Source organism: Roseovarius nanhaiticus, from assembly GCF_900156535.1.
In the GTDB taxonomy this organism is placed as follows: domain Bacteria; phylum Pseudomonadota; class Alphaproteobacteria; order Rhodobacterales; family Rhodobacteraceae; genus Roseovarius; species Roseovarius nanhaiticus.
In genome coordinates, this window is the sequence record NZ_FTNV01000003.1 from 88,318 (window position 1) to 107,131 (window position 18,814).

General features: G+C 64.0%; 20 protein-coding genes and 1 tRNA gene. 12 read left to right on the top strand and 9 right to left on the bottom strand.

Annotation, left to right across the window (positions count from 1 at the left end; translation table 11 throughout):
* Positions 1-10: 10 nt before the first annotated feature.
* The 8 genes from BW975_RS13560 to nusB all read left to right on the top strand — a co-directional run bounded on the left by BW975_RS13560 (position 11) and on the right by nusB (position 8,361).
* On the top strand, positions 11-1,510 hold the full coding sequence (locus BW975_RS13560) for a UDP-N-acetylmuramoyl-L-alanyl-D-glutamate--2,6-diaminopimelate ligase (protein ID WP_076534873.1): 1,500 nt from the start codon (positions 11-13) through the stop codon (positions 1,508-1,510).
* Positions 1,507-2,946 (top strand): UDP-N-acetylmuramoyl-tripeptide--D-alanyl-D-alanine ligase, encoded by a 1,440-nt coding sequence (locus BW975_RS13565; RefSeq protein WP_076534874.1) that lies wholly within the window; start codon positions 1,507-1,509, stop codon positions 2,944-2,946. Before BW975_RS13560 ends, BW975_RS13565 begins: the two co-directional genes overlap by 4 nt.
* Positions 2,947-4,029 (top strand): phospho-N-acetylmuramoyl-pentapeptide-transferase, encoded by a 1,083-nt coding sequence (gene mraY, locus BW975_RS13570; protein ID WP_076534875.1) that lies wholly within the window; start codon positions 2,947-2,949, stop codon positions 4,027-4,029. It abuts the gene before it with no gap.
* Entirely contained in the window at positions 4,030-4,692 is a 663-nt protein-coding gene (locus tag BW975_RS13575; RefSeq protein ID WP_076534876.1) for a DUF6630 family protein, read from the top strand.
* Positions 4,693-4,713: 21 nt separating this feature from the next.
* The gene (gene murD / locus BW975_RS13580; protein ID WP_076534877.1) at positions 4,714-6,123 is read left to right on the top strand and encodes a UDP-N-acetylmuramoyl-L-alanine--D-glutamate ligase; all 1,410 of its coding nucleotides are present in this window, start codon (positions 4,714-4,716) and stop codon (positions 6,121-6,123) included.
* Positions 6,124-6,194: 71 nt separating this feature from the next.
* Positions 6,195-7,328, top strand: coding sequence for a 3,4-dihydroxy-2-butanone-4-phosphate synthase (gene ribB, locus BW975_RS13585; protein ID WP_076534878.1), 1,134 nt, complete (start codon positions 6,195-6,197; stop codon positions 7,326-7,328).
* 5 nt (positions 7,329-7,333) lie between these two features.
* Positions 7,334-7,879 carry a 6,7-dimethyl-8-ribityllumazine synthase gene (locus BW975_RS13590; protein WP_076534879.1) on the top strand — a complete coding sequence of 182 codons (546 nt, stop codon included), beginning with the start codon at positions 7,334-7,336 and terminating at the stop codon, positions 7,877-7,879.
* On the top strand, positions 7,876-8,361 hold the full coding sequence (nusB, locus tag BW975_RS13595) for a transcription antitermination factor NusB (RefSeq protein ID WP_076534880.1): 486 nt from the start codon (positions 7,876-7,878) through the stop codon (positions 8,359-8,361). The genes BW975_RS13590 and nusB overlap by 4 nt, the downstream gene beginning before the upstream one ends.
* A gap of 77 nt (positions 8,362-8,438) precedes the next feature.
* Here the strand turns inward: nusB and rpoH are convergent, their stop codons facing one another.
* Positions 8,439-9,335 (bottom strand): RNA polymerase sigma factor RpoH, encoded by an 897-nt coding sequence (gene rpoH, locus BW975_RS13600; RefSeq protein ID WP_076534881.1) that lies wholly within the window; start codon positions 9,333-9,335, stop codon positions 8,439-8,441.
* Between the two features lie 146 nt (positions 9,336-9,481).
* The gene (locus BW975_RS13605) at positions 9,482-10,531 is read right to left on the bottom strand and encodes an RluA family pseudouridine synthase (RefSeq protein WP_076534882.1); all 1,050 of its coding nucleotides are present in this window, start codon (positions 10,529-10,531) and stop codon (positions 9,482-9,484) included.
* Here BW975_RS13605 and BW975_RS13610 point away from each other — a divergent pair.
* Entirely contained in the window at positions 10,530-10,841 is a 312-nt protein-coding gene (locus tag BW975_RS13610; protein ID WP_076534883.1) for a DUF6476 family protein, read from the top strand. The genes BW975_RS13605 and BW975_RS13610 overlap by 2 nt on opposite strands.
* An 8-nt stretch (positions 10,842-10,849) precedes the next feature.
* Here BW975_RS13610 and BW975_RS13615 read toward each other — a convergent pair.
* A tRNA-His gene (locus tag BW975_RS13615) sits at positions 10,850-10,926 on the bottom strand.
* A 160-nt stretch (positions 10,927-11,086) separates the two neighbouring features.
* On the opposite strand from BW975_RS13615, the gene BW975_RS13620 reads away from it, so the two are divergent.
* On the top strand, positions 11,087-11,269 hold the full coding sequence (locus BW975_RS13620) for a DUF6324 family protein (RefSeq protein ID WP_076534884.1): 183 nt from the start codon (positions 11,087-11,089) through the stop codon (positions 11,267-11,269).
* Positions 11,270-11,275: 6 nt separating this feature from the next.
* Here the strand turns inward: BW975_RS13620 and BW975_RS13625 are convergent, their stop codons facing one another.
* The 3 genes from BW975_RS13625 to BW975_RS17955 form a co-directional block, all read right to left on the bottom strand.
* Positions 11,276-11,719 (bottom strand): MmcB family DNA repair protein, encoded by a 444-nt coding sequence (locus BW975_RS13625; protein ID WP_076534885.1) that lies wholly within the window; start codon positions 11,717-11,719, stop codon positions 11,276-11,278.
* 257 nt (positions 11,720-11,976) lie between these two features.
* Positions 11,977-12,297 carry a hypothetical protein gene (locus BW975_RS13630; RefSeq protein ID WP_076534886.1) on the bottom strand — a complete coding sequence of 107 codons (321 nt, stop codon included), beginning with the start codon at positions 12,295-12,297 and terminating at the stop codon, positions 11,977-11,979.
* A gap of 264 nt (positions 12,298-12,561) precedes the next feature.
* Entirely contained in the window at positions 12,562-12,774 is a 213-nt protein-coding gene (locus BW975_RS17955) for a hypothetical protein (protein ID WP_139194246.1), read from the bottom strand.
* A gap of 99 nt (positions 12,775-12,873) precedes the next feature.
* Here BW975_RS17955 and BW975_RS13635 point away from each other — a divergent pair, with 99 nt between their 5' ends.
* On the top strand, positions 12,874-13,509 hold the full coding sequence (locus BW975_RS13635; RefSeq protein WP_083687147.1) for a sigma-70 family RNA polymerase sigma factor: 636 nt from the start codon (positions 12,874-12,876) through the stop codon (positions 13,507-13,509).
* Complete coding sequence (locus BW975_RS13640; protein ID WP_076534887.1) at positions 13,506-14,201, top strand: anti-sigma factor; 696 nt, start codon at positions 13,506-13,508, stop codon at positions 14,199-14,201. Before BW975_RS13635 ends, BW975_RS13640 begins: the two co-directional genes overlap by 4 nt.
* A 67-nt stretch (positions 14,202-14,268) precedes the next feature.
* Here BW975_RS13640 and BW975_RS13645 read toward each other — a convergent pair whose 3' ends face one another.
* The 3 genes from BW975_RS13645 to BW975_RS13655 form a co-directional block, all read right to left on the bottom strand.
* Positions 14,269-16,089: a M3 family oligoendopeptidase gene (locus BW975_RS13645; RefSeq protein ID WP_076535241.1), complete on the bottom strand. Its 1,821-nt coding sequence runs from the start codon at positions 16,087-16,089 to the stop codon at positions 14,269-14,271.
* Between the two features lie 72 nt (positions 16,090-16,161).
* Entirely contained in the window at positions 16,162-17,754 is a 1,593-nt protein-coding gene (locus BW975_RS13650) for an ATP-dependent DNA ligase (protein ID WP_076534888.1), read from the bottom strand.
* Positions 17,751-18,752 carry a ligase-associated DNA damage response exonuclease gene (locus tag BW975_RS13655; protein ID WP_076534889.1) on the bottom strand — a complete coding sequence of 334 codons (1,002 nt, stop codon included), beginning with the start codon at positions 18,750-18,752 and terminating at the stop codon, positions 17,751-17,753. The genes BW975_RS13650 and BW975_RS13655 overlap by 4 nt, the downstream gene beginning before the upstream one ends.
* Positions 18,753-18,814: the final 62 nt, after the last annotated feature.

Sequence of the window (18,814 nt, forward strand, 5' to 3'; positions counted from 1 at the left end):
GGGCAAGGCGATGAGCGGCGGGCAAAGAAGAACATTGGCGCAGCTGGGTCTTGCGGCCACAGGCGGCGCACAGGCGCAGGTAACGGGGCTGGTCATCGACAGCCGCGAGGTGCGCGAAGGCTCGCTTTTTGCCGCGCTGCCCGGCACGCGGGTGCATGGCGGCGAGTTTATCCAATACGCGCTGCGCATGGGCGCCTCGGCCATTCTGACGGACGCTGAGGGCGCACGCATCGCCAAGGCCGAGCTGGCCGCCTCGGACGCCGCGCTGGTCGTGACCGAGGATGCGCGCGCTGCGCTCTCCTGCGCCGCCGCGCTCTGGTTCGGCGCCCAGCCCGAGGTGATGGTGGCCGTGACCGGCACCAACGGCAAAACCTCGGTTGCCAGTTTTACCCGCCAGATCTGGCAGGCGATGAGCCTGGAGGCGATCAATGTGGGCACCACGGGCGTCGAGGGCAGTTATACCGCGCCGCTGGCCCATACCACGCCCGACGCGATCACCCTGCACAAGGTGCTGGCGGATGCCGCCCATGCGGGCGTCACCCATGCCGCGATGGAGGCGTCGAGCCACGGGCTGGATCAGCGCCGCCTCGACGGGGTGCAACTGGTCGCGGCGGCCTTTACCAATTTCAGTCAGGATCATCTGGATTACCACCACACGTTCGCGGCCTATTTCGATGCCAAGGCCGCGCTTTTCACCCGCGTTCTGCCCGAGGGTGGCGTGGCCGTGATCAACATGGATGACGGCAAGGGCGAGGACATGGCCGCGCTGGCCGAGGCGCGCGGGCAGGATGTGCTGCGCGTGGGGCGGCACAATACGGCGCAGCTGCGCCTGCTGAGCCAGCGGTTCAATCCCACCGGCCAATCGCTGCGCTTTTCTTGGCTGGATGAGATCAGCCAAGTCGATCTGCCGCTTATCGGCGGTTTTCAGGGGGAAAACCTGCTGGTCGCGGCGGGGCTGTGCATCGGCGCTGGTGCGGATGCAAACCGCGTCTTTCAGGCCCTGCCCGAAATGGAGACAGTGCGCGGTCGGATGCAGCTGGCCGCGACGCGCCGCAATGGCGCGGCGGTCTTCGTCGATTTCGCGCATACGCCCGACGCAGTGGCGACCGCCATCAAGGCGCTGCGCCCGCATGTGCAGGGCCGGCTCATCGCCATCATCGGCGCGGGCGGCGATCGCGATCCGGGCAAGCGGCCCTTGATGGGGCAGGCGGCCGCGCAGCATGCGGATCTGGTCATCGTCACCGACGACAACCCGCGCAGCGAAGATCCTGCCGCGATCCGCGCCGCCGTCATGGAGGGCTGCCCCGAGGCCGCCAATGTGGGCGACCGCGCCGAGGCGATCCTGCGGGGCGTCGATGCGCTGGGGCCGGGCGATGCGCTGCTGATCTTGGGCAAGGGGCACGAGACGGGCCAGACGGTCGGCACCGATGTGCTGCCCTTCAACGATGCCGAGCAGGCCAGCGTCGCCGTCATGGCGCTCGATTCCGCCGAAGCGGGGGAGGGCGCGTGAGCCTCTGGACGGCCGCCGAGGCCGCCGCCGCCACAGGCGGGCGCGCAGTCGGGGACTGGCAGGCGAGCGGCGTTTCCATCGACACCCGCACGTTGGCGCCCGGTGATCTTTTCGTCGCGCTCAGCGCCGCGCGGGACGCGCATGATTTCGTGGGCCAGGCGCTGGAGGCGGGCGCCGCCGCCGCGATGGTCAGCCGCATCCCCGCGGGCGTGGCCGATGATGCGCCCTTGCTCATCGTCGAGGATGTGTTGGAGGCGCTTGGTGCCCTGGGCCGGGCGGGCCGCGCGCGAACGGGTGCGCGCGTGGTGGCCGTGACCGGCTCGGTCGGCAAGACATCGACCAAGGAGATGCTGAAAGTCGTGCTGTCGGGGCAGGGCCGCACCCATGCCGCCGAGGCCAGCTACAACAACCACTGGGGTGTGCCCCTGACGCTGGCCCGGATGCCGCAGGACACCGAGTTTGCCGTGATCGAGATCGGCATGAACCATCCCGGCGAGATTGCGCCGCTGGCCCGTATGGCTCGGCCGCATGTTGCCATGGTCACCACCGTTGCCGCCGCGCATCTGGAAGCGTTCGACAGCATCGAGGGCATTGCGCATGAAAAGGCGTCGATCTTTGAAGGGTTGGAGCAGGGCGGAACCGCCATCGTCAATGCCGACCTGCCGACCACGCCAATTCTGATCGACGCCGCCAAGTCGGCAGGCGCGCGCATCGTGCCCTTCGGCGCGGCGAGCGATCTCTACAGGCTCGACGGCGTCACCTTGGCCAATGACTGCACCATTGTGCGAGCGACTTTGGGCGGCACGTCCGCCACGTTCAAGATCAGCTCGGCGGGGCGCCACTTCGCGATGAACGGCCTCGGCGTGCTGGCCGCCTGCGAGGCGCTGGGCGCGGATGCCGGCCTTGCGGCGCCCGATCTGGCCCGCTGGCAGCCGCCCGCGGGGCGCGGCACGCGCGAGGTGCTGCAACTCGACAGCGGAGACGAGGAGTGGACGCTGGACCTCATCGACGACGCGTTCAATGCCAACCCCACTTCAATGGCCGCCGCACTGGAAGTGCTGGCCGCCAGCACGCCGCGCGACAATATCGGCCGCATCGCCAATGGGCGCCGCATCGCCATTCTGGGCGACATGCTGGAGCTGGGCGAGGACGAGGCCGAGATGCACCGGGCGCTGGTGGACCTGCCGCATATGGCGTCGCTGACAACGGTCTACTGTGTTGGACCGCGGATGCGCAGCCTGTGGGATGCATTGCCACGCGCGCAACGGGGTCAGTGGTACGAGAATGCGGAGGAACTGGCGCATAAGGTGCATGGCGTGATAGACGCGGGCGACGTGCTGCTGATCAAGGGATCGAAAGGCAGCAAAGTCAGCGTCATAGTGGACGCATTGCGCAAATCGGGGCGGACCAGCCGCCTCCAGACGAGGGATGATTGAATGTTCTACTGGCTCACCGCCTTGTCCGATGGCGGCGATTTTTTCAATCTGTTCCGCTATATCACCTTTCGCACAGGTGGCGCGTTCCTGACGGCATTGCTCTTCGGTTTCATCTTTGGCCCGCCGCTGATCAACGTGCTGCGTCGCCGTCAGGGCAAGGGTCAGCCCATTCGCACCGACGGCCCCGAGGGGCATTTCACCAAAGCGGGAACGCCCACCATGGGCGGTCTTCTGATTGTGGGCGCGCTGCTGACGTCGACGCTGCTCTGGGCGCGGTTGGATAATCCTTTCATATGGATGGTTCTCTTCGTCACGATGAGCTTCGGCGCCATCGGCTTTGCAGATGATTACGCCAAAGTGTCCAAGCAGAACCATGCGGGCGTGCCCGGCAAGCTGCGCCTTGCGCTGGGCTTCCTGATCGCGGGCATCGCGGCCTATTGGGCGGCGGCGTATCACCCCGAGCCGCTGCAATACCAACTGGCTTTGCCGGTGTTCAAGGATGTGCTGATCAATCTCGGCGTCTTCTTCGTGCCCTTCGCCATGGTTGTGATCGTCGGCGCGGCCAATGCGGTGAACCTGACCGATGGCCTCGATGGCCTCGCGATCATGCCGGTGATGATCGCCTCTGCCACGCTGGGCGTCATTGCCTATGTCGTGGGGCGCACCGACTTTACCGAGTATCTGGACGTGCATTATGTCGATGGCACCGGCGAGATCCTGATATTCGTGGCGGGCCTTATCGGCGGTGGCCTTGGCTTTCTGTGGTATAACGCCCCTCCTGCCGCCGTCTTCATGGGTGATACCGGATCGCTGGCCCTTGGCGGCGCGCTGGGCGCCATTGCGGTGGCGACCAAGCACGAGATCGTTCTGGCGATCGTTGGCGGCCTCTTTGTGGTCGAAGCGCTGAGCGTGATCATCCAGGTGCTTTACTTCAAGCGGACGGGCAAGCGCGTGTTCCTCATGGCGCCCATCCACCACCATTACGAGAAAAAAGGCTGGGCCGAGCCGCAGATCGTCATCCGCTTTTGGATCATCGCTCTGATCCTCGCGATGATCGGCCTCGCGACGCTGAAAGTTCGGTAGATGCGCTGGCTGGTTTTCCTTGCTGGCTGTGTCTGGGCATTCGCCGCGGCGGCGCAGCCGATTGCCGCGCCAACCGATGCCGACATGCGGCGCGCGGTGTCCGAGATCACCGAGGGAGATCCTGCCGCGCTGGCCGCTGCCGATGCCATGATCGCAGGGCGCGCCGAGGAGTCCTTTGCCGCCGAGTGGCTGGATGGGTTTCGCCCGATGGCAATCTTGTTTCACGCCCTCTGGGAGACGGATCGGTTGATCTACCTCGACTGGAAAACCGGACGTGACGAGGCTCTTGCGCAGTTCGAAGGGCTTTTCACAACGGCAGGGTTGGTGTGGCCCGCCGACATGGCCGAGGTGGTCATCCGGCAAATCGCCGAAGCCGCGCCCGAGAGCGGACCTGAAATGGCTTTTGTCTATATCCCGCTGCAAAGGCTGGCCGAGCAACAAGAGCATCAGATCATGCTGATCAACGACGGCAGCGACGCCTACCCGTTCTTTCTGACACGCCGCGCGGTGGCCGAGCGTTGGGCGGACGTCGCGCTGGGCAACGATATGTTCATCGACCATCCGGATTGGCAGTTCGCGGACGAGATGCGCGCGGCCGGGCTGGACCCACGCAATGACGACCATCCCATTTACCGGGCGCGTCCCGTGCCCCCCGAGGAATGATGACATGCCAGTGAGGCTCCGATGATCCCCGTTCGCGGATACGAGGGCGCGCGCGTCGCCATCCTTGGCCTCGGCCGTTCGGGCCTGTCGGCTGCGCACAGCCTGGAAGCCGGCGGCGCGCAGCCGGTTTGCTGGGACGACAACGAGGCGGCCCGTGCCAAGGCCGAGGAATACGGGCTGGAGGTGCTGGACCTTGCCCGTGAGGGGGCGTTCGAGGGTATCGCCTGCCTGATCGTCAGCCCCGGTATCCCGCATCTCTATCCTCAGCCCAACCGCATCGTCGCCGCGGCCCAGGCTGCGGGCGTGCCGGTGGATAATGATATCGGGCTCTTCTTTCGCAGCTTTGCCGGGGCCGAGTGGAATGATTTCGACCAGCCGCCGCGCGTCATCGCTGTCACCGGCTCGAACGGCAAATCCACCACCTCCGCGCTGATCCACCATATCCTGCGCGAGGCGGGGCGCGACGCGCAGCTGGCAGGCAATATTGGCCGCGGTGTTCTGGATATTGATCCGCCCGAGGACGGCGGCGCCGTGGTGCTGGAACTCAGCAGCTACCAGACCGAGCTGGCCCGCGCGCTGACCCCCGACATCGCGGTCTTCACCAACCTCTCGCCGGATCACCTCGATCGTCACGCCGGCCTCGGCGGTTATTTCGCGGCCAAGCGGCGTCTCTTTGCCGAAGGCGGGCCGGACCGCGCGATCATCGGCATCGACGAGGCCGAAGGCCGCTTCCTTGCCGGGCAATTGAGCGAGGGCGCGGCGGATGACCGCGTCATTCGCATTTCGGTGGCCGAGAAACTGACCGGCCCAGGCTGGCAGGTCTTCGCGCGCAAGGGCTTTCTCAGCGAGTATCGCAAGGGCCGGCAGGCGGGCAGTATCGACTTGCGCCCCATCAAGGGCCTGCCCGGCGCGCATAACCACCAGAACGCCTGCGCCGCCTATGCCGCCTGCCGCGCGATGGGCCTCGCCCCGCGCGTGATCGAGGAGGGGATGCGCAGCTATCCGGGCCTGCCGCATCGCAGCCAGGTGATCGCCGAGGCGGGTGGCGTGACCTATGTGAATGACAGCAAAGCGACCAATGTCGACAGCGCCCTCAAGGCGCTTCAGGCCTTTGGCAGCATCCGCTGGATCTGCGGCGGGCTGGAGAAGGAGGGCGGGCTGAGCGCCCTGGCCCCCGCGCTGGAAAACGTCGCCTGCGCCTATGTCATCGGGCGCGAGGCTGCGCATTTCGCGATGCAATTGGAGGGGATCGAGGCGCAGGTTTGCACCACCATGGCCGAGGCCGTGCGCCGTGCCCATGCCGATGCGCAGCCGGGCGATACCGTTCTCTTGGCGCCCGCTGCGGCCAGTTTCGATCAATACGACAGTTTCGAGCGGCGCGGCGAGGATTTCGCGGCCTGCGTCGCGGCGGCACTCGGCTCTGGTCAATAGCGCCTGCGCGCGCTATCTCGGGCGGCAAGATTGCGGGCACGCACCGCAAGACATTTCCGAGGGAGCGCCCTATGCCCAACAGCACAGCCTACAGAAACCCCGGCCCGGTCGAGGCCGAGCTGAAATCGGCGATGGCCAGCACCGAAGAGATCATCGCAGAGGCGAAGGCAGGCCGCGTCTTCATCCTGGTCGATCACGAGGATCGCGAAAATGAGGGCGATCTGGTGGTCGCCGCCGAATTCGCGACCCCCGAGGCGATCAACTTCATGGCGACGCATGGCCGCGGCCTGATCTGCCTGCCGATGACCGCCGAGCGTGTGGACCGCTTGGGCCTGCCGATGATGGCCGTGAACAATTCGTCGCGCCACGAGACGCCCTTTACCGTGTCGATCGAGGCCCGCGAGGGTGTCAGCACAGGCATCTCGGCGCCCGACCGCGCGCATACGGTGGCGACCGCCATCAACGAGCAGAACACGATGGCCGCACTGGCAACGCCCGGCCATATCTTCCCTTTGCGCGCGCGGCAGGGCGGCGTTCTGGTGCGCGCGGGCCATACAGAGGCCGCCGTGGACATCGCGCGGCTGGCAGGGCTGAACCCCGCGGGGGTGATCTGCGAAATCCTCAAGCCGGACGGAACCATGGCACGTCTGCCGGACCTCGTCGAATTCGCCAAGGAGCATGGGCTGAAGATCGGTACCATCAGCGATCTCATCGCCTACCGGCACAAGCACGATAACCTCGTGCGCGAGCTGCGCCGCGAGACCGTGACCGCCCATATCGGCGGCGAGTGGGGGATGCGCATCTTTGCCGACCAGATCAGCGGGACCGAGCATGTGGTGCTGGTCAAGGGCGATCTGACGGATGGCGCGCCGGTGCTGGCGCGCACCCATGCGCTGAACGCGCTGGAGGACGTTCTGGGCATCGGTGGCGCGCCCGCCGGCAAGCTGCGCAGCGCGATGCAGATCATCGCGGATGAGGGGCGCGGCGCGATCTTCCTTTTCCGCCAGCCGCGCCCCGAACTGGCCGAAGAGCTGGACGAGGACGGCCCCCGCACCATCAAGCATACCGGCCTCGGCGCGCAGATCATGTCCACCATGGGCATTCATGAGCTGGTTCTGGTGACGGACAATCCCGAGACGCGCTACCTGGGCCTCGACGCCTACGGCATTTCCATCACGGGCACCCGCCCGCTGAGCAAAGGGTGATATCCATGGCCGGCACGGAATACACATTGCCCCGCGCAGAGCTCTCGAAGCCTGCAAAACTGCTGATCGCCGTCGCGCCCTTCTACCGCGACATCGCCGACAACATGATCAAGGGCGCCGTTGCCGAAATCGAGGCGACCGGCGCCACCTATGATCTGGTCGAGGTGCCCGGCGCGCTGGAGCTGCCCACGGCCATCGGCATCGCCGAGCGTCTGAGCAATTTCGACGGCTATGTGGCCCTTGGCTGCGTTATTCGCGGCGAGACCACGCATTACGAGACGGTTTGCAACGATTCCAGCCGCGGCATCATCTTGCTGGGCCTGCAGGGCCTGTGCATCGGCAACGGTATCCTGACCGTCGAGAACCGCGAGCAGGCCGAACTCCGCGCCGATCCTGCGCGCATGAACAAAGGGGCAGGCGCCGCTGCCGCCGCCTTGCATCTGATCGCGCTGACCCGTAAATGGGGCGCTCCGCGCAAGGGCGTCGGGTTCATCCCCGGCGCCGACGAGATGCAGATCGCGGGCAAACCCAAGGACACCCCGACCGCATGACCACCGACGCCCCCTCGCTCTCCGGCAATCAGAAACGCAAGATGCGCGCGGCCTCACGGCTTTATGCCGTGCAGGCTCTGTTCCAGATGGAGCATTCGGATCAGAACGTGAATGCGGTCTACTTGGAGTTTCTGGACCATCGGTTTGGTGCCGAGGTGGATGACGGCGTCGAGATGATGGAGGGTGATCCCGATCTGTTTCGCCTGCTGCTTGACCGGGCAGTGGATCAGCAGCGCCCCATCGACCAGATGACAGACCGCGCGCTGGTGGCGAAATGGCCGATCGCGCGGATCGACCCGACGCTGCGCGCGCTCTTCCGTGCTGCCGGCGCCGAGTTGATGGGCGACGAGACGCCGCCCCGCGTGGTGATTACGGAATATGTCGGGCTGGCCGAGACATTTTTCCCCGAAGGCAAAGAACCGAAATTTGTCAACGCGGTGCTGGACCACATGGCGCGCGAGGCGCGACCCGAAGCGTTCTGACACCGGATTGACCTAAGTTATGCAAAACGCCGCGCCCTTTCGGACGCGGCGTTTTGCATTTTCTGAGGGATGGGGCGTCAGGCGTCCTCCATCATCCCCTTTTCCTGAGCCAGCTGGCGCATACGCTCTTGCAGCTTTTCAAAAGCGCGAACCTCGATCTGACGGATCCGCTCGCGGCTGACATCGTATTGACCGCTCAGCTCTTCGAGTGTGACGGTCTGATCGGCAAGGCGGCGCTGCGTGAGTACGTCCTTCTCGCGGTCGTTCAGAACGTCCATCGCCTCGGCCAGCATCTCGCGGCGCGCGGTCAGCTCGTCGCGCTCCTCATACTCGGTGGCCTGGTCGGCATCTTCGTCCTCGAGCCAATCCTGCCATTGCATCGTGCCTTCGCCCTCGGAGCCGACCGTGGCGTTGAGTGACGCATCACCCCCCGACATACGCCGATTCATCGAGATCACTTCGGCCTCGGTCACACCCAGCTGGGTCGCGATCTTCTTGACGTTTTCGGGCCGCAGATCGCCCTCTTCCAGCGCGCCGATCTTGTTCTTGGCCTTGCGCAGGTTGAAGAACAGCTTTTTCTGGGCGGATGTGGTGCCGAGTTTCACAAGGCTCCAAGACCGCAGGATGTATTCTTGGATGCTGGCGCGGATCCACCACATTGCGTAGGTCGCAAGGCGGAACCCCTTCTCGGGATCAAAGCGTTTGACCGCCTGCATCAGGCCCACATTCGCCTCCGAGATCACCTCGGCCTGCGGCAGGCCATAGCCGCGATAGCCCATCGCGATCTTGGCCGCGAGGCGCAGGTGCGACGTCACCATGCGATGCGCCGCCTCTGTATCCTCCTGCTCGACCCAGCGTTTGGCCAGCATGTATTCTTCTTCGGGCTCGAGCAGCGGAAATTTGCGGATTTCCTGCATGTATCGATTCAGCCCGCCTTCCGGCGTCGGTGCCGGCAGATTTGCATAATTTGCCATGTCATTGCCCCTTCACGTGCCGTGTATGTTTACGGCGTTAACATCTATTTGGGCGCTGCAGCCAGCGGTTACAACTCTCTTGATCTTATTTTGTTAACTTATCATGAAGCGCAGCCGTTCCCTGCGCCAGCCATGTGACAGCGCTTTCACGCAACCGTGCTGGCGTCGCTACTGGGCGTGAGCGCCTCGATCAGTGCGGTCATGTCGGCGGGCAGGGGCGCCTCGAACATCATCTCCGCGCCCGACACAGGGTGCACAAAGCCCAGGCTGGCGGCATGAAGCGCCTGCCTGCCAAAGCTCTGCGCCATTTCCGCGCCCGCTGGAGGCAGTGCCTTTTGCCGCAGCTTGCGGCCCGCGCCATAGACCGGATCACCGATCAGGCCGTGTCCCGCATAGGCCATGTGCACGCGGATCTGGTGCGTGCGCCCCGTCTCCAGCCAGCACTCCAGCAGCGCGCAGGCGCCCGGCGTCCCGAACCGCTCAACCGTACGGGCGCGCGTCACCGCATGGCGGCCCCCGGCCCAGCATACCGCCTGTTTCTGGCGGTCCGTGCGATGCCGCGCCAGATGCGAGGTGATGCGCAGGATATTGCCCGGCTCAAAACTGATGCCGCGCAGGCCGCGCAGCCGCGGATCCGACGCCTCGGGCGTGCCATGACACAGCGCGATATAGCGCCGCTGGGCCGTATGCTGCGCGAATTGCGCGGCCAGGCCATGATGGGCGGCATCGGATTTGGCCACCACCAGAAGGCCGCTGGTATCCTTGTCGATACGGTGAACGATGCCGGGCCGCTTTTGCCCGCCGACGCCCGACAAATCGCCGCCGAAATGATGCAAAAGCGCGTTGACCAGCGTGCCGCCCGGCGTGCCGGGGGCAGGGTGGACGACCATGCCAGCGGGCTTGTTCACGACCAGCAGATCGCCGTCCTCGTGCAGAATTTCGAGCGCAATTTCCTCGGGCAGGATATGTGTGTCCTCGGCCACGGGAACGGTGATGGCGACCTCGTCATCCTCGGCCACGCGCGCCTTTGGATCAGTGACGACCGCACCGTTGATACGGATTTGCCCGGCCTCGATCAGCCGGGCCAGCCGTGTGCGCGATAGGGCCGCGTCCACCGGAACGTCGCGCGCCAGCGCCTTGTCAAGCCGCGGTGGCGGGTCCATACCGATCCGAAACGTCAAAGAGGTCGAACCCATGGATGAAGATCCCCAGATGCAGCCGGTCGATCCGGCGTTGGTGCGATATCTGCGCGTATTGGTCACGGTTCTGACCGCAACGATGATCATCGGGTTCATAGTGATCGTGGCGCTCTTTGTCACCCGGTTCGGCGCGCGCACCGATCTGACCCTGCCGGAGGCGATTACGGTTCCCGAAGGCGCCGCCCCGGTCGCCTTCACGCAAAGCGCAGGTTGGTTCGCAATCGTCACCGATGCCGACGAGATCCTGATCTATGACCGGGCCAGCGGCGAGTTGCGCCAGACGCTGCGCGTCGACATATCGGACTGAATTGAGGGTGGTACCACCTCCCCGGCTCGAACGGGGGACCTCTTGATCCACAATCAAGCGCTCTAACCAACTGAGCTAAGGCGGCACTGGAGGCGATTTAGCCCCGGCGCAGCGCGATTGCAACCCAAAACCGCGTCTTGGCACGGCCCCTTTCGCACCAGTCCGGCACTTTGGCTTTTCGGGATCCGCCTTGCCAAGCAGGGCGCGCCGGGCTATCCCGGCGGCGAGGATCAAGGAGCCGTATCATGGGCATCAACAGCGAACGGGACGTCGAGGCAAACCTGCAGATCGGGCCGACCGATCAGGGTATGGTGCGAATTTACGTCGAATCGCAGGGCGTCGAAATTCCGATGGATTTCACGCCCGAAGAAGCCGAAGAGATCGCCTCGGAGATCATGGCCGCCGCAAAGGGCGCCGCTGCCTCCTGACAGCCATCAAACCTGCGGGTCGCGCCACCGTTGCAGCCTGCGTGCGGCATCGCGGGCGAATTTGCGCGTAACCGCGCTGCGCCGCGCGCCGGCCAGCTTCGTTTCCGGGCCCATGCGGATGATTTCGGCGCCATAGCCATCGGCCATGATCAGGCCCGTGCCTTCGGGCAGGATGTCGGCCGGAAAATTCGCATCTACAGCCCAAAAGAACCGGTCGGCCCAGTCCAGATATCCCTGCCATTTGGCGTCGGCCATGAAATCTGCGCGGCTCGATTTGCATTCGATCACCCACAACTCGCCCTTGGGGCCCATCGCCATCACATCGACGCGGCGGCCCCGCTCGGGCACATATTCCTCAAGCGCGGCGAAATTCATTTCGGCCAAGAAGCGGCACACACCGCGCGCCAGAATCTGGCCTGGCTGCAGGGAAAGAGGCGATTGGTCGTTCATGCGGCAATTATGAACAAAGAATGAACACGCGCAACCCCTTGCCGAACCGTCCACGCGCGCCTATCTCAAGCGGTGGCGGGTTCTGCCCTTCTCGTGATCGGTTTCATTCCAGTGGCCTTAATCACTTCCGAGGGAGCTGGCTCTGTCCTGGCCCTGGTCAGGTTACCCGGCGCCCACCTGTACATGCAGGCTCTCGGGAATGAGGAACCAAACGGCTGCGTGCGGGCCCGCCACTTTGCGCGCAATCATCGAAAATGTCAGCGGCGTTCGCGCCAGCGTGCCTCGACGCGGATCGGGATCATCTGGCCGCCTTGCGGCCCGCGATGTCCGCCGCCGCCGCGCGGGCCTTCGTCATCATCGTCATCGCTGTCGATGCGGGCCAAGACGCATTTCAGACCTGCGAACACCGATCCGATGCCGAGCCACATGACCGCCGCCGCGATCCACTCGTTGCCGGAAAACGCGACGATCTGCCGGAGTTGCCCTGTATCCAGCCAAAAAAGAAGGCCCACCAACGCACCTGCCATGCCGAAACCAAAGGCGGCGTGTCTTGCGTATCGGTGTTGGGCATGCGGCATGATGACTCCCCCACGTATTGGCCTCAGTGCGCTTAGTACTAAGATAGAGGCCCTGCGCGTCAGAGCAAGCGGCGCCGACAGAATACCGCCTAAAATGCGACGCCCGGCAGGATATGGCCGATGGTGCAGACCAAGTCATGCAGCGTGGAGTGACTGGAACCGGACTGTTGCCTGACAGGCGTGGAGGCAATTTTCGCGCGCTTGGATCAGAAGCACCGTGTATCGACCTTTCGAATGAGATGCATGCATGGCTGAGATGCGGCTTCAGGCGCGGCGCGCGCTGCTGGCCAGTTCGGCGGCGAAGAGCGCGGCGATCTCGCTTCGTGTCACTATGTGGCGCGTCTCGGCGGACGCGTCGGTGCGACCATGCGCGTTCCAGGTGGTCATCTTGGTCTTGAGCAGCTTGAACATTTTTACTTCCTCGTCGTTTCGTAGCCCCTGATTGGACTGACGGGCCGTTTGCCCGGGAAGTTTCACGAAAAAGATCTTTTTTGCCCATCAAATGTCTAAATCCGTGATTGTTAATGATTTTCAAACCAAGATTTTCTGCAACCTACAGCGATGGGAACTGCAAAGATGACAGCGACGTCCAATTTCGACACCGGCGACGAATGGTCCACCCGCACGCGCCGCTTTGCGCGCAAGGCCAAGCCGCGCGCACGTGCGCCGCAATTGGGAACGCAGGAGATAGACGAGATGATCGCGCGCATCTCACTGGCTGACCGCCGTGCTTTTTCCCAGCTTTATGACAGCACCTCGTCGAAACTTTTCGGGGTCTGCCTGCGTGTCCTCAAGAACAGGGCCGCCGCCGAAGATGCCCTGCAAGAGACGTATATGAAGGTCTGGCGCTATGCGTCGAAATACCAAAGCGGCGGGATCAGCCCAATGACGTGGCTGATCACGATCGCGCGCAACACCGCCATCGACAAGCTGCGCGCGACGCGCCAGGCGGAAGATATCTCGGGGATGCATGACACGCTGGCCGCGCCGGGACTGACGCCCGAGCAGGCCGTTATCGCGGGCGGCGAGGCGACCCGCATCGCCGTCTGTTTGGCCGAGCTTGATGACCCGCGTGACCGTGCGGTGCGCGGCGCCTACCTGGAAGGGCGCAGCTATGCCGAGCTGGCCGAAACATTGAATGTGCCACTGAACACGGTGCGCACCTGGCTACGCCGTAGCCTTATAAGCCTCAAGGAGTGCATGTCGAAATGAGCACCTCAGCAACAGCCGACCGTGGCGAAGATGGCCTTCTGGCCGCGGAATACGTTCTGCGCCTCTTGATGCCGGATGAAGAGCGCGCCTTCGAGCGTCGTCTGCAATCCGACCGTAGCCTGCTGCGCGACGTCGCCGAATGGACTACCCGGTTTTCCGGGATGGACAGTGAAGTGGCCGAGTCCGCGCCGCATCGCCGGGTCAAGAGGGCGCTTGAGCAGCGTTTATTCGGCGCGCCCGAGGGCGCATCCTGGTTGCAGCGCATTGGCCTCTGGCAGGGCGTGAGCGCCGTTTCGGTGGCGATGGTGGGCGTTCTGGCCTTCCAGGTCATGCAGGGGCCGCAGATGATTCAGCCGCAGAACGGCCCGATCTACGTGTCCGAAGTCATGGCGCAGGACCAGTCGCTGCGCGTGCTGGCAGTCTATGACGAGGATGCCGGCCAGCTGCAGGTGACGCGCACCGCCGGTGCCGCCCTGCCGGGCCGCACGCTGGAGCTGTGGGCCATCCCCGAGGGCGCCGCGCCGATCAGTCTTGGTGTGCTGCCCGAGAATGGCCGCGCAGCGCTCTTGCTGCCCGAAGGTGTCGCGGCACTGGGCCTGACGCTGGCCATCAGCGACGAGCCTATCGGCGGCTCGCCCACGGGGCAGCCCACGGGTGCGGTATTGGCCGCAGGTCAGATTACCGACATCTGAATTTCCATCCAGACGAAAAAACGGGGCGTTTCCGCGCCCCGTTCTGCGTTTTGCGGTGACGGCCGGATCAATCCTCCATCGCCTCCAACTCGTCGATCATGCCCGAGATCATGTCGAGACCCTTGTCCCAGAACTTGGGATCACTGGCATCAAGACCGAAGGGCTTGAGCAGGTCTGAATGGTGCTTGGATCCGCCGGCCTTCAGCATGTCGAAATACTTGTCCTGAAAGCCCTCGGGGTTTTCCTCGTAAACGGCATAAAGAGCATTCACCAATCCGTCGCCGAAGGCATAGGCATAGACGTAAAACGGCGAATGCACGAAGTGGGGCACGTAACACCAGAACGTCTCGTACCCGTCCATGAAATCAAATGCCGGTCCAAGGCTCTCGGCCTGTACTGACATCCAGAGTGCGTTGATATCCTCCGGCGTCAGCTCGCCTTCGCGGCGTGCGGCGTGCAGCTTGCATTCGAAATCGTAAAAGGCGATCTGCCGCACAACCGTGTTGATCATGTCCTCGACCTTGCCAGCCAGCATGACCTTGCGCTCGGCCTTATCCTTGGCGCCCGCCAGCATCCGGCGGAAGGTCAGCATCTCGCCGAAAACGCTTGCGGTTTCGGCCAGCGTGAGGGGGGTGGACGACAGAAGTTCGCCTTGCTCGGCGGCCAGCACCTGATGGACGCCGTGCCCCAGTTCATGCGCGAGCGTCATGACATCGCGCGGCTTGCCGAGATAGTTCAGCATGACGTAGGGGTGCACGTTCGTCACGGTCGGATGTGCAAAGGCGCCCGGCGCCTTGCCCTGCTTCACGCCTGCGTCGATCCAGCCCTTGTCGAAAAAGGGCTGCGCCAGATCGCCCATGCGCGGATCGAACTCGGCATAGGCAGTCATCACCGTGTCGCGCGCATCGCTCCAGCCGACGATCTTGGTCGTCTCCATCGGCAGGGGGGCGTTGCGGTCCCAGACCTGCATGCGGTCGAGGCCCAGCCATTTGCGCTTCAGCTCGTAATAGCGGTGGCTTAGCTTGGGGTAGGCGGCGACGACGGCGTCGCGCAGCGCTTCGACGACCTCGGGCTCGACATCATTGCTCAGGTGGCGGCCCGTCTGCGCGGTCGGCATGCCGCGCCAGCGGTCCATTACCTCTTTTTCCTTGGCCGAGGTGTTGTGCACGCGGGAAAACGTGCGGATATTCTCGCCAAAGACGCGGGCCAATTCGCGGCTGGCCGCCTCACGCTTGTCGCGGTCCTGCTCGGTCAGAAGATTCAGTGTACCTTCAATCCCCAACTCTTCGCCGTCCACCTCGAAGGTGAGCCCCGCGATTGTCTCGTCGAAAAGCCGCTCCCAGGCATCTCCGACCACGCCCATATCGTGCAGGAACTTCTCCATCTCATCAGAGAGCTGGTAAGGCTTCATCGCGCGGATGCGGTCCAAAACGGGTTTGTAGCGGGCAAGTTCCGCGTTTTCGGCCAGAAGGCCCGCCAAATGATCCTCGTCAAGCTTGTTCAGCTCGAGCGTGAAAAAGACCAGCGGCGTGGTGTAGGTGGTGATCTTTTCCTGCGCATCCGACAGAAACTTGGTGCGGGCGGCATCGGTGGTCAGCTGGTAATAGCGCAGGCCCGCATAGGACATGATGCGCCCCGCAATGTTGCTGATCGCCTCGTCCCGGTGGATGCATTTCAGCAGCCCTTCGGCGTCCAGATCTGCCAGCTTGCCCTCGTAATCGGCGGCAAAGGCGGCGCATTCACGCTCCAGCCAGTCCATATCGCGCTTGAGCTCGGGTGCATCGGGGGCGCTGTAAAGGTCGCTCAGATCCCATTCCGGCAGGTCGCCCAGATCCTTTCCCTTTGCATTTGCATTGGCATCGTGGGCGGGCTGGCGGACACGGATCATCATTGCGGCTCCTGAATTTTGCTGCACCAGACATAGGCGGGCCGCGCCGCAGCCTCAAGGGCGGTGCGAATTTCAGCCGTATTGCCGCAGCATCTCGTGCAGATCGTCGAGGGTGTTGGCCTCTTGCAGCGGCTTGTCATGCCGCCAGCGTTTCATGCGGGGGAATCGCAGTGCCACGCCGGATTTATGGCGCGGCGAGGGCGCGATCCCTTCGAAGGCGATTTCGAACACATGCTCTGGCGTGACGCTGCGCACGGGGCCGAAACGCTCTTTGGTATTTTTGCGCACCCAGGCTGTTATCTTGCGGAATTCGGTATCCGTGAGACCGGAATAAGCCTTGGTGAACGGGACGAGGTCATTGCCATTCCAGACGGCAAAGGTGAAGTCTGTAAAGAGGTTCGCGCGGCGTCCGGATCCCTGCTGCGCATAGATCATCACAGCATCTATGGTCAGCGGGTCCAGCTTCCATTTCCACCAATCGCCGCGCTTACGCCCCGCGTGATAGGGGCTGGTGGCAGATTTAAGCATCAAGCCCTCGGCGCGGTTCTCGCGTGCGGTGCTGCGGATCTCGGCCAAGGCATCCCAGCTGTCGTAGTCGATCAGCTTTGAGGCGTGGACGGGCGCATCAACCGGCAGTTCGCTGAGGAGCGCATCCAATCGCGCGCGCCGTTCGGCAAATGGCAAGGCGCGCAGATCGCGGCCACCCTCCTCGAGCATGTCATAGGCCAAGAGGATCACCGGAGCGCTTTTTAGCAGCGCCTTCGGCACCGTCTTGCGGCCGATCCGCTTTTGCAGATCGTTAAAGGGTAGCGGCGCGGCGCCCTCCCAGGCCACGATTTCTCCATCGAGAACGGTGCCATCGGGCAGAAAATCCGCGGCACGGGCGAATTCGGGAAAGCGGTCAGTCATCAACTCCTCACCGCGCGACCAGACAAAGTGCGCGCCCTTGCGCGCAATGAGCTGGCCTCGGATGCCGTCCCATTTCCATTCCGCCAGCCAGTTTCGCGGGTCGCCCAGCGTCTCGGGCGCCTCCTCCAGCCCGTAGGCAAGGCAGAAGGGATAGGGCCGCGATTGTGCCGCCTCGGGATCGGGCGCCTCGATCAGGGTGCGATAGTCAGTGCTGTCAGGCGTCCAGTCGCCCATCAGACGGTGCGCCAGTTCCGCTTCGTCATGCCCGGTGGCGGCGCTGAGCGCGCGGGTCATCAGCTTGCGGCTGATCCCGACGCGAAAGCCCCCCGTTAGCAGCTTGTTGAAAACCAGTCGTTCGGCGGTGTCCAGTTGATCCCATGCGTCCAGAATGGCCGATTTGCGCGCTTCGTCGTTGGCGCCATCAAGGCTGCGCAGAAAGGCGATCCACTCAGTCAGGCTGCGGTCTTGTTCACGGCTGGGCGGGGGAAGGACCAGCGCGATTGTCTCGGCCAGGTCGCCGACGATCGGATACGCCTCCTCGAATAACCACAAGGGAACATTGGCCCGCTCCGCCGCCCATTCGCGCAGCTTGGTCGTGGTGATCGCGCGGCGTGGGCGGCGCCCCGAAAAGAGTGCAATGGTCCAAAGACGGTCCTCCTCGGGGGCGGCTTCGAAATAGGCGGCGAGGGCAGCGACCTTGGTATTGGTCTTGGTTGTCTGGTCGATGGTCGCATAGAGCGCGGTAAAGCGTTTCATTCCGGCTCCTCCGCATCGATTGCCTCGCCGGTGAACTCGGTTTTGAGCGCTTCGGCATTATAGCCTTCCGACTTCAACCACCGCGCGAAGATATCGGTATAACCATGCGTGGCATATATGTTTTCTGCGCCAGTTGCCTTGATCGCTTCATTCAGCCCGGTCCAATCCGCGTGATCCGACACGACAAAGCCGCGATCCACGCTGCGACGCCGCCGCACGCCGCGCATCCGCATCCAGCCGCTGGCAAAGCCGGTGGCGCCGGGGCGAAACCGCCGCGCCCAATCGCTGCCCAATGCGCCGGGGGGGGCGATGATCATGGCGCCGGGATAATCCTTGGGGGCGAGGTCTGGCGTGACATACGTGGTGGCGGGCAGATCAAAGCCCTGCTCGCGCAGGATCGCGTCGGTGTTCTCGACTGCGCCATGGGTCAGGATCGGCGCAATTTCGGGGTCCAGCAGACTCATCACGCGCTGCGCCTTGCCCAGTGAATAGGCGCCCAGCAGGCTGAACTTGCCATCCGCCGCATTGCCGGCCCACCACTCGTTTATCTGGCGCGCGGCCTCGGCCTCGGACGGCCACTCGAAAACCGGCAATCCAAAGGTGCATTCGGTAATGAAGCTGTGGCATTTTACCGTCTCGAACGGGGTCGAGAGCGCATCGGGCGTGGTCTTGTAGTCGCCAGAGACCACCCACACCTCGCCGCCCACTTCGACGCGGACCTGGGCCGATCCGGGGATGTGCCCCGCGGGATGAAAGGACACGTTTGCGCCCCCGATGGTTCTGACTTCACTATATTTTATCGAATCGAGGTCAATGTTGCCCAAGCGGTGACGCATCACCGGCCCGGCAATATCGGTGGCCAGGTAGCGCCGATGGCCCGGTCGCGCGTGGTCCGCATGGCCATGCGTAATAAGCGCACGGTCCACCGGGCGCCATGGGTCGATGTAAAAATCGCCCGCGGGGCAATAAATACCCTCTGGTCTGAAGCTGAGCACCATTTGGGGAAGAATAGGTTGGGCCCCGCGGTTTGCCACCCTCTTGCGTGCAAACGCGCCGTGGC

What these genes read in the sequence shown, in the direction of transcription:
- BW975_RS13560 (WP_076534873.1), top strand. Translation starts at nt 11, where the DNA reads ATGAGCGGCGGGCAAAGAAGAACATTGGCGCAGCTGGGTCTTGCGGCC.
- mraY (WP_076534875.1), top strand. Translation starts at nt 2,947, where the DNA reads ATGTTCTACTGGCTCACCGCCTTGTCCGATGGCGGCGATTTTTTCAAT.
- BW975_RS13575 (WP_076534876.1), top strand. Translation starts at nt 4,030, where the DNA reads ATGCGCTGGCTGGTTTTCCTTGCTGGCTGTGTCTGGGCATTCGCCGCG.
- murD (WP_076534877.1), top strand. Translation starts at nt 4,714, where the DNA reads ATGATCCCCGTTCGCGGATACGAGGGCGCGCGCGTCGCCATCCTTGGC.
- ribB (WP_076534878.1), top strand. Translation starts at nt 6,195, where the DNA reads ATGCCCAACAGCACAGCCTACAGAAACCCCGGCCCGGTCGAGGCCGAG.
- BW975_RS13590 (WP_076534879.1), top strand. Translation starts at nt 7,334, where the DNA reads ATGGCCGGCACGGAATACACATTGCCCCGCGCAGAGCTCTCGAAGCCT.
- nusB (WP_076534880.1), top strand. Translation starts at nt 7,876, where the DNA reads ATGACCACCGACGCCCCCTCGCTCTCCGGCAATCAGAAACGCAAGATG.
- rpoH (WP_076534881.1), bottom strand. Translation starts at nt 9,335, where the DNA reads ATGGCAAATTATGCAAATCTGCCGGCACCGACGCCGGAAGGCGGGCTG.
- BW975_RS13610 (WP_076534883.1), top strand. Translation starts at nt 10,530, where the DNA reads ATGGATGAAGATCCCCAGATGCAGCCGGTCGATCCGGCGTTGGTGCGA.
- BW975_RS13605 (WP_076534882.1), bottom strand. Translation starts at nt 10,531, where the DNA reads ATGGGTTCGACCTCTTTGACGTTTCGGATCGGTATGGACCCGCCACCG.
- BW975_RS13620 (WP_076534884.1), top strand. Translation starts at nt 11,087, where the DNA reads ATGGGCATCAACAGCGAACGGGACGTCGAGGCAAACCTGCAGATCGGG.
- BW975_RS13625 (WP_076534885.1), bottom strand. Translation starts at nt 11,719, where the DNA reads ATGAACGACCAATCGCCTCTTTCCCTGCAGCCAGGCCAGATTCTGGCG.
- BW975_RS13630 (WP_076534886.1), bottom strand. Translation starts at nt 12,297, where the DNA reads ATGCCGCATGCCCAACACCGATACGCAAGACACGCCGCCTTTGGTTTC.
- BW975_RS13635 (WP_083687147.1), top strand. Translation starts at nt 12,874, where the DNA reads ATGACAGCGACGTCCAATTTCGACACCGGCGACGAATGGTCCACCCGC.
- BW975_RS13640 (WP_076534887.1), top strand. Translation starts at nt 13,506, where the DNA reads ATGAGCACCTCAGCAACAGCCGACCGTGGCGAAGATGGCCTTCTGGCC.
- BW975_RS13645 (WP_076535241.1), bottom strand. Translation starts at nt 16,089, where the DNA reads ATGATCCGTGTCCGCCAGCCCGCCCACGATGCCAATGCAAATGCAAAG.
- BW975_RS13650 (WP_076534888.1), bottom strand. Translation starts at nt 17,754, where the DNA reads ATGAAACGCTTTACCGCGCTCTATGCGACCATCGACCAGACAACCAAG.
- BW975_RS13655 (WP_076534889.1), bottom strand. Translation starts at nt 18,752, where the DNA reads ATGGTGCTCAGCTTCAGACCAGAGGGTATTTATTGCCCCGCGGGCGAT.